We start from the raw sequence: 16,685 nt of genomic DNA, 5'->3' as shown, positions 1-16,685 counted from the left end.
GTGCCTCTGCTGTCCGGTCAGCAAAGGAGCGTGGCCCGTGACCCTTCATCAGATTCCGAACACTATCAAGACCGACTCGTTCTGGATGCCGTTCACGGCCAACCGTCAGTTCAAGAAGGCGCCGCGGCTGTTCTCCTCGGCCGAGGGCATGCACTACACCACCGTCGACGGCCGTAAGGTGATCGACGGCTCCGCTGGTCTCTGGTGCGTCAATGCCGGCCACGGCCGAAAGCAGATCGCCGCCGCTGTCGAGCGGCAGCTGATGACGCTGGATTTCGCGCCGACCTTCCAGATGGGCCATCCGCTGGCCTTCGACTTCGCCGAACGTCTCGCCGAGATCGCGCCGAAGGGCCTCGACCGCATTTTCTTCACCAACTCCGGCTCTGAATCGGTCGACACCGCGCTGAAGATCGCGCTCGCCTATCACCGCGCCAACGGCCAGTCGAGCCGCACCCGTCTGATCGGCCGCGAGCGCGGCTATCACGGCGTCGGCTTCGGCGGTACCTCGGTCGGCGGCATGGTCGCCAATCGTCGCGCCTTCGCGACCCTGCTGCCGGGCGTCGATCACATTCGCCACACCCATGACCTTTCCCGCAACGCCTTCGCCAAGGATCAGCCGGAGCACGGCGCCGAGCTAGCCGACGATCTCGAGCGTCTGGTGGCGCTGCATGGCGCCGAGACCATCGCCGCCGTCATCGTCGAGCCGGTGCCGGGGTCGACCGCGGTGCTGCCGCCGCCGAAGGGCTATCTGCAGCGCCTGCGCGAGATCTGCGACAAGCACGGCATCCTCCTGATCTTCGACGAAGTCATCACCGGCTTCGGTCGCCTCGGCACGCCGTTCGCTGCCAACTTCTTCGGCGTCACGCCGGACCTGATGACGACGGCCAAGGGCATCACCAACGGCACCATTCCCTGCGGCGCGGTGTTCGCGAGCCGCAAGGTGCATGACGGCATGATGGTCGGCCCCGAGAACGCGATGGAGCTGTTCCACGGCTACACCTATTCGGCGCATCCGACCGCCTGTGCTGCGGGTATCGCCACGCTCGACATCTACAAGGACGAAGGTCTGCTCACGCGCGGTGCGACCATGGCCGAATACTGGCGCGATGCGCTGCATCAGCTGAAGGGTCTGCCGAACGTCGTCGACATCCGCAATTGCGGCCTGATGGGCGCGGTTGAGCTCGCGCCGCGTGACGGAATCGTCGGCGCGCGCGGTTACGACGTCATGGTCGACTGCTTCAACACCGGCCTCTATCTGCGTATGAGCGGCGACAGCTTCGCGATGTCGCCTCCGCTCATCGTCGAGAAGAGCCACATCGACCAGATGGTCTCGATCCTCGGCGACGCCATCAAGAAGGTGGCCTGATAATTGCTCTCGCCGCTGGTGAGTTCTATCTTGCAGCGGCGAGCGTAATGCCGCGGGAGTTTGACCAAGCGTGAAAGTCTTGATCCTCGGCAGCGGTGTCATCGGTGTCACCTCTGCCTACTACCTCGCACGTGCCGGCCATGAGGTGACGGTCGTCGACCGTCAGCCCGAACCGGCGCTGGAGACCTCGTTTGCGAACGCTGGCGAAGTCTCGCCCGGCTATTCCTCGCCATGGGCTGGTCCAGGCGTGCCGGTGAAGGCGGTCAAATGGCTTCTGATGAAGCACGGCCCGCTGGTGATCCGGCCGAAGCTAGATCCTGTCATGTGGGTCTGGCTGCTCAAGATGCTGCGCAACTGCACCAGCGCGCGCTACGCGGTCAACAAGAGCCGGATGATCCCGATCGCGGAATACAGCCGCGATTGCCTGCGCGATCTGCGCCGCGACGTCGGCATTCAATATGACGAGCGCTCGCAGGGCACGCTGCAGCTGTTTCGTTACCAGGCGCAGCTCGACGGTACCGGCGAAGACGTCGCCGTGCTCAAGCAGTACGGCGTGCCCTACGAGACGCTGAGCCGGGAGGGCTGCATCGCGGTCGAGCCGGCGCTATCAGCCGTGAAGGAAAAATTCGTCGGTGGCCTTCGCCTGCCACAGGACGAGACCGGCGACTGCCACATGTTCACGCAGGCGCTGGCCAAGCATGCCCAGGCGCTCGGCGTGCGCTTCCTGTTCAACACCGGCATCGACCGTATCGTCACCGATGGCGGACGCGTCAGCGGCGTTGCGACCAGTGTCGGCATGCTGCAAGCCGATAGCTACGTGCTCGCGCTCGGCAGCTATTCGTCGCGAATGGCCGCGCCGCTCGGCATCTCGCTGCCGGTCTATCCGGTGAAGGGCTATTCGATCACGGTGCCGATCATGGATGCCTCCGGCGCGCCGGAATCGACGGTGATGGACGAGAGCTACAAGGTCGCGATCACGCGCCTCGGCGATCGCATCCGTGTTGGCGGCACCGCCGAGATCTCGGGCTTCTCGACCAAGCTCTATGATGCACGCCGCGCCACGCTGGACCACTCCCTGACCGATCTGTTCCCGCGCGGTGGCGATCTCGCCAAGGCGACGTTCTGGAGCGGCCTGCGCCCGATGACGCCGGATGGCCCGCCCGTGATCGGCCCGACGCAATACGCCAACCTCCACCTCAACACCGGCCACGGCACGCTCGGCTGGACCATGTCCTGCGGTTCAGGGCGCGTGCTTGCGGATATGCTTTCAGGCAAGAAGCCGGAGGTCGATGTGAGCGCGCTGACGGTGGATCGGTATCAGCACCGGTTTGGGTGACTTCTTCGCCTCTCCCCACGTGCGGGGAGAGGCCGGAATTTGAGAGAGCAAATTCCGGGTGAGGGGGAGTCTCCGCGAGTCCGTCTGTCACCGTCTGTGCGGAGAGAGCCCCTCACCCCAACCCTCTCCCCGTAAGAACGGGGAGAGGGAGAGCAGTCAGCCCGCCCCCGTCACGCAATTCACCCACAGCACCACCGCCTTCGCATCCTGTGCCGGGTTGGAAAACCGGTGTGGCCTTCGGCTGGCAAACCGAAAACTGTCGCCCGTTTTCAGCGACCAGGTCTCGCTGTCCACCGTGAGCATCATCTCGCCTTCCAGCACGAGGCCGGCTTCCTCGCCGTCATGGGTGTAGAGTTCGTCGCCCGTGGAGCCGCCGGGCTCCAGATGCACCAGGAACAGGTTGAGCTTGTTGTCAGCGTTGGCCGGGCTGAGCAATTGCTTGGACACACCGGTGCGCCAGAGTTTCAGCTCGGGCCGATGAAGCCCACGCGTCACCACCTGGTCGGACGCACTGTCAGCGCTCGGGCTCGCGCCGAACAGTGCGGCGATACCGACGCCGAGCACGTCGGAGAGCATCGCCAGCACGCGCAGTGATGGCGACGACAGGCCGCGCTCGATCTGGCTGAGGAAGCCGATCGACAGCTCCGTGCGCGCGGCGACCGTTTCAAGCGAGAATTGCCTGACGCGCCTGAGATCGCGGATACGGCGGCCAACCGCGACGTCCATTGCGGGCTCCGCCGGCTTCGCGGTTGCCTTCTTGCCGTTGCGGGCCTTTTTGGCCGGCTTTGCGGCGGCCGGTTTGCGCATTCTTTTGCCACCGCTCACGTCAAACCGCTTCCTTCATGTGCATGAAAACCGCTTGCGTCATCCGCGAAAGTGTGACCAAATTTTCATATTGGTGAAAATAGGCCGAAACGGCTCGGCCCGCAACGTCTGATCACGACACGCGCGAGAGCCGCCACCGGCCGGACCCAAAGGGGGATGCGATGAAGCGTTTTGGTCTGGCCGCGATCGCGGCGCTCGCAATTGCAGCGGTGACGCCGGCCTCCGCGCAGCAGGTGTTGAAGGTCGGCTCGACGCCAACGGGTATCCCCTTCACCTTCCTCGACACCAAGACCAATTCCATTCAGGGCATCATGGTCGATCTCATCACCGAGATCGGCAAGGACGCCGGCCTCAACGTGCAGATCGAGCCGATGCAATTCTCGGCGCTGATCCCCTCACTGACCTCGAGCAAGATCGATATCATCGCGGCCGCGATGTTCATCACGGCGCCCCGCAAGGAAGTCGTCGACTTCTCCGATCCGATCTACACCTATGGCGAAGGCCTGGTCGTGCCGAAGAGCGACACCAAGGCCTATGCCACGCAAGATGATTTGAAGGGCGAGACTGTGGGCGCGCAAGTAGGCACCGCCTTCGTCGATGCACTGAAGAAGACCGGCCTATTCGCCGACGTGAAGGCCTACGACACCATTCCCGATATCCTGCGCGACGTGAACACCGGCCGCCTCAAGGCCGGCTACGCCGACTATCCGATCCTTGCCTACAATTTGAAGCAGGGCGGGTTCCCCGACGTGCGTCTCGTCGACGGCTACAAGCCCGTCACGGTCGGCTCGGTCGGCATCGGTGTGCGCAAGGGCGACACCGAGTTGCTTGGCAAGATCAACGCGTCGCTGGCGAAGCTCAAGGCCAATGGCACCATCGGCAAGATCCTCGAAAAATGGGGCCAGAAGGCTGAGGGCTGATCGATAGAGGGCGATCGATGAAGGTTGGCCGATGAAAGGCTTCTGGCACGACGCTGTCGAGTTCTTTCCGATCCTGATGAACGGCGTCGCGCTGACAATCATCGTCACGATCGGCTCGCTGCTGCTCTCGACGGCGCTCGGCCTCGTCTGGGCGATGATGCGGGTCTCGGGCATCAAGGTGCTGTCGATGCTCAGCGCCAGCCTGATCAACGTCATCCGCGGCATCCCGATCATCGTGCTGTTGTTCTATCTCTATTTCGTGATGCCCGACCTCGGCGTCACGCTGTCCGCGTTGCAGGCTGCCATCCTTGGGCTCGGTATCGCCTATTCGGCCTACCAGGCGGAAAACTTCCGCGCCGGCATCGAAGCGATCGACAAGGGGCAGATCGAGGCGGCGCAGTCGATCGGCATGGGCTGGTGGCTCACCATGCGCCGCGTGATCTTGCCGCAGGCTGTGCGCATCGTGCTGCCGCCCTACGGCAACGTCATGATCATGATGCTGAAGGATTCCTCGCAGGCCTCGACCATCACCGTCGCCGAGCTCGCCCTTCAGGGCAAGCTGATCGCGTCCTCGACCTTCAAGAACACCAACGTGTTCACGATGGTCGCGCTGATGTATCTCACCATGAGCATCCCGCTGATCCTCCTGGTCCGCCACTTCGAGAAGCGAGCTGGCAAGAAATGATCGAGCTCAACGACGTCCACAAGAGCTTTGGCCAGAACGAAGTCCTCAAGGGGATCTCGGCGTCCGTGCAGAAGGGCGAGGTGGTCTGCATCGTCGGTCCCTCGGGTTCGGGCAAGTCGACCATCCTGCGCTGTATCAACGGGCTCGAAAGCTATGATCGCGGCGAGATCAGTGTCGAAGGCCTGAGGGTTGACCGCGATGCGCCGTCGATCGTGAACATCCGCACCCAGGTCTCGATGGTGTTCCAGCGCTTCAACCTGTTCCCGCACAGGACGGTGCTGGAAAACGTGGTCGAAGGGCCGCTGTTCGTGAAGAAGGAGCCGCGTGCGCAAGTGATCGAACGCGGCCGTGCGCTGCTCGCGCAGGTTGGGCTCGCCGAAAAGGCCGATGCACATCCGCCGCAACTCTCGGGTGGTCAGCAACAGCGCGTCGCGATCGCACGCGCGCTCGCGATGCAGCCCAAGGCGATCCTGTTTGACGAGCCGACCTCTGCGCTCGATCCGGAACTCGTCGGCGACGTCCTTGGCGTGATGCGCAAGCTCGCCGACGACGGCATGACCATGGTCGTCGTCACCCACGAAATGGGCTTTGCCCGCGACGTCGCCGACCGCGTGCTGTTCATTGATGGTGGCGTCATCGTCGAGCAGGGGCCAGCGAAACAGCTGCTCAACCAACCCCAGCATCCGCGGACGCAGGACTTTCTGCGCCGCGTGCTGCATCCGCTCTGACCGGACTTTTATAATGACGCGCCAGCCTCTGCCGCCCTCGCTCTATGCCGACACGGCCGTCGCGCCGGTGGCAACGCCGCCGCTCGATACGGACAAGAGCGTTTCCGTCGCGATCGTCGGGGGCGGCTACACGGGTCTGTCCGCCGCGCTGCATCTGGCGGAGCAGGGCGTCGAGGCGCTGGTGCTGGAGGCACATGAGCCGGGCTGGGGTGCATCCGGCAACAATGGCGGCCACACCAATCCCGGCCTGAAGCACGATCCCGATCAGATCGAGGCCGATTTCGGCGCCGAGCTCGGCCGGCGCATGATCGAGTTCTCCTACGGCACGCCGAATTTCACGCATAATCTGATCCGCCGCTACCAGATCCCGTGCGAGGCGCGGCAGAACGGCACGCTGCGCGCGGCCTATAACGAGGCCAGCGCTGCTGCGATCGAGAAGACAGCGCAGCAATGTATCCGCCGCGGCATGCCGGTGTCGTATCTGAACCGCGAGCAGTTGCGCGAAATGACGGGCACGGATCGCTATATCGGCGCCATGCTTGATGCACGCGGCGGCGATCTGCATCCCCTCAGCTATGTCCGCGGCCTCGCGCGTGCGGCGATCTCCGCCGGCGCGAAGGTGCATGGCGAGACGCCGGCGCTGTCACTCCGCCGTGAGGGCGCGCGCTGGCGCATCGAAACGCCGCGCGCGGTCGTTCATGCCGACAAGGTCCTGCTCGCGACTAATGGTTTTACCGACGATCTCTGGCCGGCGCTCCGCCGCACCATTGTGCCGGTGTTTTCCTCGATCGCGGCCACGGCTCCCCTCTCCGAGGAGATCGCTCGCTCGATCATGCCGACGCGTCCGGTCCTTTATGAGAGCGGCCACATCACGGTCTACTATCGCATCGACCAGCACAACCGCCTGCTGATGGGCGGGCGCGGCCCGATGCGCTGGATCAAATCACCTGACGATGTCGCCTATCTCATGCGCTACGCCGAGCGGCTGTGGCCGCAGCTCAAGGGCGTCGCCTGGACCCACGGCTGGAACAGCAGGCTCGCCATCACCGGGGATCATTACCCGCATGTGCATGAGCCGGCGGAAAGCATCCTGATCTCGCTCGGCTGCAACGGTCGCGGCGTCGCGCTCTCGACCGCCATGGGCGCGCAGCTCGCGCGCCGGCTGATCGGCGGCGCCAAGGCCGAGATCGACATGCCCATCACCGGTATCAAGCCGATCCCGATGCATGCGTTCTGGCCGGTCGGCGTCACCACGGCCGTGATCGCGGGGCGCGTGCGCGACCGGTTCGGGATCTAGCTCTCCGCCACCGCGTCGGCCCAGGGCTGAAAGATCTCGACCGCACCGCTGTTGGTATCGCCGGCGCGCATCACCACACTCGGGCAGGCGAATTTCATCGGCAGGGTCTGCAGCGGCGCTTCCTTGTAGATGAAGCGCGCGGCAAGCGCCTTGCGTGTATCCGCTGGCAGCCTGGTGTCGCCGAGCACGATCGCGCCTTCGCTGCAATCGATGCGAGGCTGGTGGATGGCATCATCGAGGTCCATGTCGAAATCCATCGCAAAGGACACGAGCTGCAGGACCGAGGGCAGGATGCGGCGACCGCCGGAGGCGCCGACCGCGAGGCGCTTGCCGTCCCTGGTCTCGGCGATCACAGGCGTGTAGTTGGTGAGGCAGCGCTTACCGGGGGCGAGCGAATTGGTGGTGCCGGGCATCGGATCGAACCACATGATGCCGTTGTTCATGGGGATGCCGGTGTGCGGCGTCACATATTTCGAGCCAAAGGACGAGAGCAGCGTCTGTGTCACCGCGGCGATGTTGCCGTCCCGGTCGACGACCGAGAAATGCGTGGTGCAGGCCGGCGCCAGATATTCCGCACCGAGCGAGCGCTTGCCGTCGGCATCGCCCATGTCCTTGAGGCGCTCGCGATAGGCCTCTTGCAGGGCAACGGCATATTCTGCATAGGCGGCCGCGTCCGGCGCGCCTGCCGGCTTCAGATTTTGCTGCAACAGGCGCAGCGCATGCGCCATGGTCGGCCCGGCGGTGAGCTCTGGCGTCGCCAGCACCTTGCCGCCGCGATAGGGGATCGCCAGCGGCTCGCGCAGATGGCTGCGGAACGCGGCGAGATCCTCGACCGACAACGAGCCGCAGTCGGCCTTGATGTCGGACGCGATGCTCTTGGCGAGATCGCCCTGATAGAAGTCGCGCGGTCCGGCCTCGGCGAGGTGCGATAGCGTCGCTTTCAAATTGTCCTGCGGCAGCCGGATTTCGGCTTCGATGCTCCAGGGCGGATTCGGGGGCAGGCCATCTTTCAAGAACATGGCCGCGCTTGCGGGATAGCGCCGCAGATCGGTGGCCGCGCCTGCGATCGTCAGCTCAGTCCACCAGTCAACCAGCAGGCCTTCGCCGGCGAGCCCGACTGCCGGCGCGACCAGGTCTTTCCAGCTCATCCTGGCGTGTCGACGGTGCGCCTCCTCCATACCGGCAACGACACCTGGCACCGCGATCGCGCCGGGGCCGTGAATGTTGCGGTCGTCCTTGACCCGCGGCCACGGAAACAGGTCGGTCGCGACGCGGTCTCCAACGATGGGGTAATCGGCCGCGCGGATGCTCAGCGGCGCGCACATGCCGTAGTCGATCACCTCGTAGCGATTTTCCCTGGCGCGGTAGAGCACCATGGCGCCGCCGCCGCCGATACCGCTGTTCCAGGGCTCAAGAACGTTCAGCGCAAACGTGGTCGCGACGATCGCGTCGACGCAGTCGCCGCCCGCCGCCAGCACCTGCGCTCCCACCTCGGCCGCCCGCCGCGATTGCGAAGCGACAATGCCGCCTTTCGAGGTGACGGCGGGTTTGCGGACGATTTGGTTGAGGCTGAACTGGTGGGGCATGATGCGTCTTGAACTCTGTCTTGGCTTCGTTGCGCTGACGTCGAAGCTCCGCAATTGGCTGAGCTCGGGAAGAATGGCACATTGCCGCCAACGAGAACAACCAAAGGGAGGCGCGACATGGCAGGTGTGAAACAGGCGCGGGATGGCACCGTGGGGATTTTGACGCTCGACGAGCCGGCAAGCCTAAACGCGATGACGCCGGATCTGCTCGGCGCGCTCGCGGCTGCGGTCGCCGAAATGACCGGGGACGAGGAGGTCCGTGCCCTCATCCTCACTGGCGCAGGCCGCGGATTTTGCTCAGGACAGAATTTGAAGGCATCTGCAGCGCTGGGCGAGGACATCGCGGCCGGCGTGATGCGGTTCTACTGGCCGGCCTTTAGGGCGTTGCGCGAATGCCGCGTGCCTGTCGTCGTTGCTGTCAACGGCGTGGCGGCCGGCGGCGGCTTCAGCCTCGCGATGGCGGGCGACATCATTGTTGCGGCGCGATCGGCCAGTTTTATTCAAGTCTTCAGCCGCATTGCGCTGGTGCCCGATCTCGGCTCGACCTGGTTGCTGCCGCGGCTGATCGGCCGGCAACGCGCGCTCGAGCTGATGCTGCTGAACGAGCCGCTGACGGCCGAGCGCGCCCAGGAGATTGGCCTGGTGCGGCAGGTCGTCGACGATGCGAAGCTGATGGAGGAGGCGTTGACGCTGGCGCGTCGCTTGGCGGAGGGGCCGACGCGCGCCCTGGTCGCGACACGCGCTCTCGTTGAGGAGAGCGAGCACGCGAGCTATGAGGCGCAGTTCCGCCGCGAGATCGAGCTTCAGGCCACCATCCGCAAGAGCGCCGACGCGGTCGAAGGCCGCCAAGCCTTTGTCGAGAAGCGCAAGGCGAAGTTCACCGGGCGGTGAAGTAGGCGCGCCGTCATGCTCGGGACAAGCCCGGGCATGACGAGTGGAGAGACCGATTTTTAGATAGCGGTGAACCCGCAGAACTCACAGCCCGCGGTTCAGCCGGCTGGCCTGATATTTGGCGTGCCATTTCGGGCCAGGGCCGCGCATGTAGTGTAGCTCGGGGCGATAGGGGGTGCCGGCGATCCGCACCAGCTTCTGCCATTTTCTGGCGACGAAAGTGAGGGGCTGGCGGAGCAGGGTCAGGGACGCGAACAGCATGGCATCACCTCAATGCGGCTTGCCGAGCATGGCGGTGAACGGGAGGTCGAAAATCTCCTCGCCGTCGTCGTCGGCGACATGGATCACCCAGTCGCGCCAGTCCTCACTGCCGGGCGTCTGGATCATCGAATTCATGATCTGGGCAGCACGATCGCGCGCCTCGGTCAGATTGGCGACGGCAGCGCCATAGCGGTCGATCAGCGTGCCCTCGGTGTTGGAGCAGTGAAAGTAGACCTGGACCATAAGCGCCTCCTGTAGAAAGCGATTGGGACGGCAAAGCGATACCACCCCAAGCATTCCCAAAACATTCGGGTCGAGCCCGGTAAGGGAATTTACGGAGGTTGGTCGCCACGAAGATCGTTACAGGTTTAATCACAGGCGGGTGAGGCTGGACGGCCCCTGCACGACATGAAACAACCTCGACCAAAAGTGGAGAGGCCACTGTGAATCATCTCACATTGCAGAATGGACGCCGGAGCTTGCGCGTAGGTGTCGCCATCATCGCCGCGGTCCTGCCCGGCTTCGTCTCGCTGGCCGCATCCGAACCGATGAAGAAAAGCGGGTATGCAGTGGGGACGGAGACCTGCGGCAGCGGCAATCTCGCCTTTCCCAGGGTCCAGATCGACATGAAGGCCGGCTTCTGTGCCGGCCTTGTTGCCAGTGAGGAAGATCACCTGAAATTCCCGCGGTCGATCATCCAGATTCCGGGCCGCGACCTGTTCGTGGTGGCCGACATGGGCGGCTGGGGTCACACCGATGGCCGGCTGCTGCTGCTCGATCCGCACGCGGCCAGCGGCCAGCGTTTCAAGGAGCTCCTGACTGGTATCGAATATCCATTCGGCCTCGTGATCGGGCCGGACAAGAAGCTCTATGCCTCGACGTCCGAGAGCATCTTCAGGTTCGATCCGCTCGCGGACCATCCGCGCAGCACGGTCGAGACCATCATCCGTCATATGCCGGGCCGCCGCCTCACGCTGCCTGACGGGACCAAGCTGGATGAGGCTGCGCATCCGCTCAAGCAGTTCGTGTTCGACAAGAACGGACGGCTGTTCGTCAATGTCGGTGCCCACAGCGACGATTGCATCACGCCGGCGCCGATCACAAAACCCTGCGCGCCGGCGGAAGGCCCCTCGGCCATGGCCGCGATCTGGCTGTTTACGCCGCCCTCAGGCGGTGTCTTTCCGGCGCTGAAGCCTGGCGATCCCGATCCCGCTCACACGATCTACGCGCGGGGCCTGCGCAACTCGATGGCGCTGGCACTGCACCCGAATTTTCCCGACGCCGGCTACGCCTTCCTGCAGGGCGAGAACGGCCGCGATCTGCCCGATATCTTCAAACCGAACGAGGAGATCAACGCGATCGAGCAGGGCAAGCATTATGGCTGGCCCTACTGCTATGACCTGTCGACGCCGAGCCCCGAGTTCAAGCTCGTGATGCAATCCGGAATCTACAAGACGCTCTGCACGAACAACCCGCTCTACAAGCCGCCGTTCTCGCTGCTGCCGCCGCACGGCGCACCGCTAGCGATGCTGTATTATCACGGCGCCAAATTCCCGGAGCTGGAAGGCAAGCTTCTGGTCGGCCTGCACGGCTATCGCCCGACCGGCAGCCGCGTGCTGATCTACGACGTCGACGACCACGGCTTCCCGAAACCAGCTCCGGCGCCGGTGCGCTATCACGTCAGCTGTGCGGCCGATCCAACCCACAATTTTCAGACCGACGCTGGCGATGTCGCCGCCGCGCCGTTCGAGGAGCTGATCGCCGGCTGGCACCGCGTCAATGGCGCTCGGCCGCAAGGCGCCCCCGTCGGCATGACGGTCGCGGAAGACGGCGCGATCTGGCTGGTCGAAGACAAGAACCAGACCATCATCCGCATCGATCGCGCCACCGGCGATCCATCGCCGGCGCTGCCTTGCGACACCCGCAGCCAGGCGCTGATCGACCAGCTTGCTGCCTTCGTCGCCAAGGACGCGCCAAACAAGATCCGGCTTACCGCGCTGCGCAAGAATCTCGTCGAGAAGCACTGCGTCGGCTGCCATTCCGATTTCGGCCTGAAGGCGGGACAATCGGACGCAGACAAGGATGCGACCGTGCTGAGGTTCATGCTGTCGCAGGACGGCTGGATCTATCCGGGCGATCCCGCCTCCGGCAGATTGCGCACGCGGCTGCGCGGCCTTGGCGCGGAAAAGCTGATGCCGCCGGGCGGCGAGAGCCTGCCCAAAACCGAGCCCGGTTACGCAGGCCTGCTCAACACGGTTGACCTGTTCGTGTCCAGGATGGTTCCGGGAACTCCGATGCGTATCAAGCTCGGCCTGCCGCAGCGCAAGTTCGTCAGCAAGGCGAACAAGGAATGCGGCGAAATACCGGCTGCCAAGGTCGTTGTCGTGACACAAAGGAACGCTGTAGACAAACCCGGCTTCAGCCGATTCTTCCGGCCGGCCGATCCCTATTTGAATGGCGAGTGCAGCGACGACGATGGCTATTACATCCGGCAGGACTCTCTGGTGCCTGTGCCATAGTATTCTGCTCGTCGTCGCGACTCCGCTCTTCGCTGCCGAAACGAAGCTGTTCGAAAGTGCGCAGGTGACGCCTGCCGACGAATACACGCGCGGCATCGAAGGGCCGGCTGCCGATCTCGATGGCAATCTCTATGTGGTGAATTTCGGTAAGCCGGGTACGATCGGCCGGTTGCCTGCGGGCGGTGTGGCCTCGGAGGCCTTCACGATGTTGCCCGACGGAAGCGTCGGCAATGCTATCCGCTTCGATCGCAACGGAACAATGTTCGTCGCCGACTACAAGAAGCACAATATCTTTGCGATCCCCAAGGGAAGCATCGAGCCGATCGTCTGGTTTCATTCCGACGAGATGAACCAGCCCAACGACATCACCATCGCCCGCGACGGCACGATCTATGCGAGCGATCCGAACTGGAAGGGCCGGGAAGGCCACATCTGGCGCATTGCGAAGTCCGCGGATGGATCGGTGCAGGGACAGATCATGCCAGCGCCGCGCGCGATGGGGACCACCAACGGCATCGATCTTAGCCCCGACGGCAAGACGCTCTATGTCGGCGAATCCAGCAACGGCCAGGTCTGGTCCTACACGATCCGGGGCAACGAGCTCACCGACGCGAAGCTCGTCAAGACGTTTCAGCCCGACACGATCGACGGCCTGCGCACCGATATTGCCGGCCGCCTTTATGTCGCGCGCATTCTCAAGGGCACGATTGCGCTGATGAAACCCAATGGTGCGGTCGAGCGCGAGATCGCGCTAAAGGGGAAAGAGCCGACCAACCTCGCCTTCGGCGGCAGCGACGGCAAGACTGTCTTCGTCACGCAGCGCCAGGGCGGCTTCATTGAGTCCTTCCGCACGGACCAGCAGGGCCGCGAGCACTGTCTTCAGCGCGGGCGCTGCTGAAAGTCACGGACGATCTGCTTCAGGCGCAGAGCAGCGCAACAGGGACGGCATTCTTCTTGCTTGCATCTAGCCGCTGCAGCGATCAGAAACTCTGTGGCATCGTAAGAGAGCACGGAGTTTTTGAGTGAAAGCCGTCCATACTGAACTGCACCGCAGCCACGATCCGCAATTCTTCCTGGTTCGCGGTGTCGTCAAGCGTACCACCGAACAGCCCGAGCGTGCCGATCGTCTGCTCAAAGGCTTGAAGGACGGCAAGCACCAGCTGGTCGAGCCGACGACATTCGGCCAGGGGCCGCGCGCGCGCATTCACAGCCCGGAATATCTGTCGTTCCTCAGCGAAGCCTGGGACGCCTGGACCGCGCTCGGCGATTCCGGCCCGGAGATGATCGGCAACATTCATCCCGTGCGCCATGCCGCGACCTATCCGACGCATATCGTCGGCAAGCTCGGCTGGCACACCGCCGATACCGCAGCGCCAATCGGTCCGGGGACCTGGGCTGCGGCGTGCGCGGCGACCGACGTTGCGGTCACCGCGGCGCAGATGGTGATGGACGGCGAGGATGCGACCTACGCGCTCTGCCGTCCGCCCGGCCATCATGCCTATCGCGATATGGCCGGTGGCTTCTGCTTCCTCAACAACAGCGCGATCGCAGCCGCGCATCTGCGGCTGAAGCACGAGCGCGTCGTGATCCTCGACGTCGATGTCCATCACGGCAACGGCACGCAAGGGATATTCTACGCGCGGCCGGACGTTTACACGATCTCGATCCACGCCGATCCGACCGCCTATTACCCCTATGTGTGGGGCTACGCTCATGAGCGCGGCGAGGGGCCCGGTCTCGGCACCAATCTCAACATTCCGCTCGCGATCGGCACCGGCGATGACGGCTACATCCAGGCGATGGACGTCGCACGCAAGGCGATCGAATCCTTTGCGCCAGGCGCGCTCGTGATCGCGCTCGGCCTCGATGCCTCCGAGCACGATCCGCTGAAGGGCCTCGCCGTCACCACGCCTGGCTTCCGCCGCATCGGCCAGGCCATCGCCAGGATGGGCCTGCCGACCGTGTTCGTGCAGGAGGGCGGCTATCTCTCGGATATTCTGGGTGCGAACCTGACCTCGGTGTTGGCGGGGTTTGAAGAGGCAAGGTGAGTTTTTCGCCTCTCCCCGCAAGCGGGGCGAGGGAGAGGAACCTAAAACATCCCGCTCGCCTTCAGCGCCCTGCCGGCGTGCTGCATCTCGGCCTCATCAGCGACCATGTCGAGCATGACAGTGGTCAGGCCCTTCGCCGCAAACTCCTTCAGCTTCGCGCCGATCTCGGCGTAGCTGCCGACGAGGTAAGGGCAGTCGGCCTGGAAGGTGAGATACGGCAGTAGCCAATAGCCGTTATCCTGGAACTCGCCGCTCTGGCCCTCGTACAATCGCCGCTTCCAGACGGAATCTGAATTTTCCACCGTGAGCGCGAGCAATTCGCGGTCGTCAGGGTTGTCGCGGAAGCGCGCCTTTGCCGCCTGCCGTGCATCGTCGCCGCGCTCACGCGCGAAGATGCCGAAATTCATTCCGGGAGCGTTGAGACCGCGTTCGAGATCAGGCGGCAGCATCTGCATCTTGATGCAGCCGGTTTCCTCCGCAACGCGCTGCGCTGCCTCCGATTGCCCCGCGATCAGGAATTCCGGCATCAGCTCGGCCGGTAGCCGCGGCCGGAGCTGCAGATTGCTGGCGCGATAGAACCGGCCGTCGGCATTCACCGGCCGCGGGCTCGACAGCAATTGGCGCACGATCGCGACGAACTCGCCGAGGCGGACATAGCGGTCGGCATGGGACAGCTCGTCGCCGAGCCCGTGCAAATCGCTGATCGCGGTCCCCGTGATCATGTTGAGATAGACCTTGCGGCCGTAGAGCTGCGCGAAGGACGACACGAACTTGGCCGCCGTGAACGGATGCATGTAGACGGGATTAACGGCGATCAGCGGCGAAGATCGCGTCGTCGCGGCGATGATATGCTGGGCCATCGCCCAAGGCTCGACGAAGACGTCGTTGCCCTCGAACAGCAAAATGCCTTCGAAGCCGTTGCGGTCGGCGAACTCCGCCACACGCATCAGTTCGCCGACATATGTTTTGGGATCGCGGTTGCGCGAGATCGCGGGAAAGACGCGCAGCCGCGCCGGCATCACTCCGCCGCTTCCTGCAGCGGCCAGGCGTTGCGGGTGATGGGCAGGCCACCGGCCGCGCGCGAGCCGTCAGCGATGGCGAGGCGATGCGAAGGCGAGGGGGAGCATAGTGAGAAGCGCCAGCCGGCGGGATCGTCGGCGATATCGGGCTTGAAGCTGATCGCGATCGCTTCGCGCGACACCTGCATCGCGAACGCATCGAGCGGCAGATTAAGGCCAAAGCCCCTGGCCTTCAGATAGGCTTCCTTCAGTGTCCAATAGTCGAAGAAGCGCTCGATCGCGGCGGGTTCCGGCAGGCCTCGCAGCGTCTCGACCTCTTCCGGGGCAAAGAAGCGGAGTGCGGTCGACAGCGGCGCCACGCGCCGCGACACGGCCTCGACGTCGACGCCGACGGTCTCGTGCCGTGACACGACGCAGGCGACGCAGCCATCGGCATGGGACAGGCTGAAATGCAGCGCTGTCGAGGTCGCGGGCGCCGCAACGAAGGGACGCCCGTAGCGCCCGGTCGAGAACGACCAGTGGGCGGGCGCGACATCGGGTGCCGCATGCGAGAGCGCCATGCGCAACATCGCATGCGCGAAGATATATTGCCGCTGATGCCGCTCGAACACGAAGCGGCCGGCGCGGGTCCGTTCGTCGACCGAGAGCAACTGCCGGCATGCATCGACCGCACCTGGCGTGTCGATGCTCTCGATCAATCCGATAAACAGTTCAATTCCGTCGTCTGCCATCGAAGAGGCCCATACTGTCAGGCGGAGGCCAAATCCGGCTCTGACTGAAGAATCAAGCGATCAGGAGCGACCGGGCGGACTGCTTGTAGCGGTCCACCCGGGCAAATTCTTGTCGATTGCTGGCCGGTTTACAGGCGCAAGCTTATGCGAGACCCCAACTCGACAAGCGAGCGGCCCAAATCAAAAAATGAAGTCCGAAGATTCGTACGGTGTCCCGACCGACGAGTCTTACGTTTTCTTCTTGGCCTTCTTCTTCGAGCCGCCCACAACCTTAAGGGCGGCGTCGATCTCTTTCACAGCGGCCTGAAGCGTCTTCCTCTCGTCGGTGAGCAGCTTTTGCAGGGCCTTACGGTCCTTGTCGCTCAGCGAGGTGCCCTTGGCAAATTTGATGAAACCCATAACACTCCCCCGGTTGAAAATATCAGTCCAAATCAAAACGCGAGAATAATGTTGCTCGCTCGCGTCAAATAATC

Annotated in this window: 17 protein-coding genes; 10 read left to right on the top strand and 7 right to left on the bottom strand. The window is 63.9% G+C overall.

The annotated features are described in order from the left end of the window. Positions 1-37 precede the first annotated feature (37 nt). Complete coding sequence (locus M2427_RS29985; protein WP_280710482.1) at positions 38-1,366, top strand: aspartate aminotransferase family protein; 1,329 nt, start codon at positions 38-40, stop codon at positions 1,364-1,366. A 70-nt stretch (positions 1,367-1,436) separates the two neighbouring features. After that, the gene (locus M2427_RS29980) at positions 1,437-2,702 is read left to right on the top strand and encodes a D-amino acid dehydrogenase (RefSeq protein ID WP_280710481.1); all 1,266 of its coding nucleotides are present in this window, start codon (positions 1,437-1,439) and stop codon (positions 2,700-2,702) included. A gap of 156 nt (positions 2,703-2,858) precedes the next feature. Here the strand turns inward: M2427_RS29980 and M2427_RS29975 are convergent, their stop codons facing one another. Continuing rightward, entirely contained in the window at positions 2,859-3,509 is a 651-nt protein-coding gene (locus M2427_RS29975) for an XRE family transcriptional regulator (protein ID WP_280710480.1), read from the bottom strand. A gap of 179 nt (positions 3,510-3,688) precedes the next feature. On the opposite strand from M2427_RS29975, the gene M2427_RS29970 reads away from it, so the two are divergent. Genes M2427_RS29970 through M2427_RS29955 form a run of 4 tightly spaced genes read left to right on the top strand, consistent with a single transcriptional unit; the run spans position 3,689 to position 7,157 of the window. Continuing rightward, positions 3,689-4,447, top strand: coding sequence for an ABC transporter substrate-binding protein (locus M2427_RS29970; protein ID WP_280710479.1), 759 nt, complete (start codon positions 3,689-3,691; stop codon positions 4,445-4,447). A gap of 31 nt (positions 4,448-4,478) precedes the next feature. Beyond that, positions 4,479-5,132, top strand: coding sequence for an amino acid ABC transporter permease (locus M2427_RS29965; protein WP_280710478.1), 654 nt, complete (start codon positions 4,479-4,481; stop codon positions 5,130-5,132). Beyond that, positions 5,129-5,860, top strand: a complete 732-nt coding sequence (locus M2427_RS29960; protein WP_280710477.1) for an amino acid ABC transporter ATP-binding protein — start codon at positions 5,129-5,131, stop codon at positions 5,858-5,860. Before M2427_RS29965 ends, M2427_RS29960 begins: the two co-directional genes overlap by 4 nt. Positions 5,861-5,870: 10 nt before the next feature. Further along, positions 5,871-7,157 carry an FAD-binding oxidoreductase gene (locus tag M2427_RS29955; protein ID WP_280710527.1) on the top strand — a complete coding sequence of 429 codons (1,287 nt, stop codon included), beginning with the start codon at positions 5,871-5,873 and terminating at the stop codon, positions 7,155-7,157. Here the strand turns inward: M2427_RS29955 and M2427_RS29950 are convergent. After that, positions 7,154-8,743, bottom strand: coding sequence for a gamma-glutamyltransferase (locus M2427_RS29950; protein WP_280710476.1), 1,590 nt, complete (start codon positions 8,741-8,743; stop codon positions 7,154-7,156). The genes M2427_RS29955 and M2427_RS29950 overlap by 4 nt on opposite strands. A gap of 117 nt (positions 8,744-8,860) precedes the next feature. On the opposite strand from M2427_RS29950, the gene M2427_RS29945 reads away from it, so the two are divergent. Continuing rightward, positions 8,861-9,634, top strand: a complete 774-nt coding sequence (locus M2427_RS29945; protein ID WP_280710475.1) for an enoyl-CoA hydratase-related protein — start codon at positions 8,861-8,863, stop codon at positions 9,632-9,634. A gap of 84 nt (positions 9,635-9,718) precedes the next feature. Here the strand turns inward: M2427_RS29945 and M2427_RS29940 are convergent, their stop codons facing one another. Further along, positions 9,719-9,895: a hypothetical protein gene (locus M2427_RS29940; protein WP_280710474.1), complete on the bottom strand. Its 177-nt coding sequence runs from the start codon at positions 9,893-9,895 to the stop codon at positions 9,719-9,721. A gap of 9 nt (positions 9,896-9,904) precedes the next feature. Next, positions 9,905-10,138, bottom strand: a complete 234-nt coding sequence (locus tag M2427_RS29935; protein ID WP_194464114.1) for a hypothetical protein — start codon at positions 10,136-10,138, stop codon at positions 9,905-9,907. A 305-nt stretch (positions 10,139-10,443) separates the two neighbouring features. Between M2427_RS29935 and M2427_RS29930 the strand changes: the two genes are divergently transcribed. From M2427_RS29930 to M2427_RS29920, 3 genes are all read left to right on the top strand, one after another. After that, positions 10,444-12,414, top strand: coding sequence for a PQQ-dependent sugar dehydrogenase (locus M2427_RS29930; RefSeq protein ID WP_280710526.1), 1,971 nt, complete (start codon positions 10,444-10,446; stop codon positions 12,412-12,414). Further along, complete coding sequence (locus M2427_RS29925) at positions 12,371-13,312, top strand: SMP-30/gluconolactonase/LRE family protein (protein WP_280710473.1); 942 nt, start codon at positions 12,371-12,373, stop codon at positions 13,310-13,312. Before M2427_RS29930 ends, M2427_RS29925 begins: the two co-directional genes overlap by 44 nt. Positions 13,313-13,436: 124 nt before the next feature. After that, positions 13,437-14,462 carry a histone deacetylase family protein gene (locus M2427_RS29920; RefSeq protein ID WP_280710472.1) on the top strand — a complete coding sequence of 342 codons (1,026 nt, stop codon included), beginning with the start codon at positions 13,437-13,439 and terminating at the stop codon, positions 14,460-14,462. A gap of 41 nt (positions 14,463-14,503) precedes the next feature. Here the strand turns inward: M2427_RS29920 and M2427_RS29915 are convergent, their stop codons facing one another. The 3 genes from M2427_RS29915 to M2427_RS29905 form a co-directional block, all read right to left on the bottom strand. Then, entirely contained in the window at positions 14,504-15,484 is a 981-nt protein-coding gene (locus tag M2427_RS29915; protein ID WP_280710471.1) for an LLM class flavin-dependent oxidoreductase, read from the bottom strand. Then, entirely contained in the window at positions 15,481-16,212 is a 732-nt protein-coding gene (locus tag M2427_RS29910) for a 4'-phosphopantetheinyl transferase superfamily protein (protein WP_280710470.1), read from the bottom strand. Before M2427_RS29910 ends, M2427_RS29915 begins: the two co-directional genes overlap by 4 nt. A 228-nt stretch (positions 16,213-16,440) precedes the next feature. Beyond that, positions 16,441-16,611 carry a hypothetical protein gene (locus M2427_RS29905; protein ID WP_280710469.1) on the bottom strand — a complete coding sequence of 57 codons (171 nt, stop codon included), beginning with the start codon at positions 16,609-16,611 and terminating at the stop codon, positions 16,441-16,443. Positions 16,612-16,685 lie beyond the last annotated feature (74 nt).

The organism is Bradyrhizobium sp. BR13661, from assembly GCF_029892425.1.
Classification (GTDB): Bacteria; Pseudomonadota; Alphaproteobacteria; order Rhizobiales; family Xanthobacteraceae; genus Bradyrhizobium.
The sequence above is the reverse complement of the archived record's forward strand: the minus strand, read 5'-3'. Positions and strand labels throughout refer to the sequence as shown.

Excerpts from the sequence above, each read along its gene's own strand:
- M2427_RS29975 (WP_280710480.1), bottom strand. The coding sequence starts at position 3,509 with ATGCGCAAACCGGCCGCCGCAAAGCCGGCCAAAAAGGCCCGCAACGGC.
- M2427_RS29970 (WP_280710479.1), top strand. The coding sequence starts at position 3,689 with ATGAAGCGTTTTGGTCTGGCCGCGATCGCGGCGCTCGCAATTGCAGCG.
- M2427_RS29965 (WP_280710478.1), top strand. The coding sequence starts at position 4,479 with ATGAAAGGCTTCTGGCACGACGCTGTCGAGTTCTTTCCGATCCTGATG.
- M2427_RS29960 (WP_280710477.1), top strand. The coding sequence starts at position 5,129 with ATGATCGAGCTCAACGACGTCCACAAGAGCTTTGGCCAGAACGAAGTC.
- M2427_RS29950 (WP_280710476.1), bottom strand. The coding sequence starts at position 8,743 with ATGCCCCACCAGTTCAGCCTCAACCAAATCGTCCGCAAACCCGCCGTC.
- M2427_RS29945 (WP_280710475.1), top strand. The coding sequence starts at position 8,861 with ATGGCAGGTGTGAAACAGGCGCGGGATGGCACCGTGGGGATTTTGACG.
- M2427_RS29940 (WP_280710474.1), bottom strand. The coding sequence starts at position 9,895 with ATGCTGTTCGCGTCCCTGACCCTGCTCCGCCAGCCCCTCACTTTCGTC.
- M2427_RS29935 (WP_194464114.1), bottom strand. The coding sequence starts at position 10,138 with ATGGTCCAGGTCTACTTTCACTGCTCCAACACCGAGGGCACGCTGATC.
- M2427_RS29930 (WP_280710526.1), top strand. The coding sequence starts at position 10,444 with ATGAAGAAAAGCGGGTATGCAGTGGGGACGGAGACCTGCGGCAGCGGC.
- M2427_RS29925 (WP_280710473.1), top strand. The coding sequence starts at position 12,371 with ATGGCTATTACATCCGGCAGGACTCTCTGGTGCCTGTGCCATAGTATT.
- M2427_RS29910 (WP_280710470.1), bottom strand. The coding sequence starts at position 16,212 with ATGGCAGACGACGGAATTGAACTGTTTATCGGATTGATCGAGAGCATC.
- M2427_RS29905 (WP_280710469.1), bottom strand. The coding sequence starts at position 16,611 with ATGGGTTTCATCAAATTTGCCAAGGGCACCTCGCTGAGCGACAAGGAC.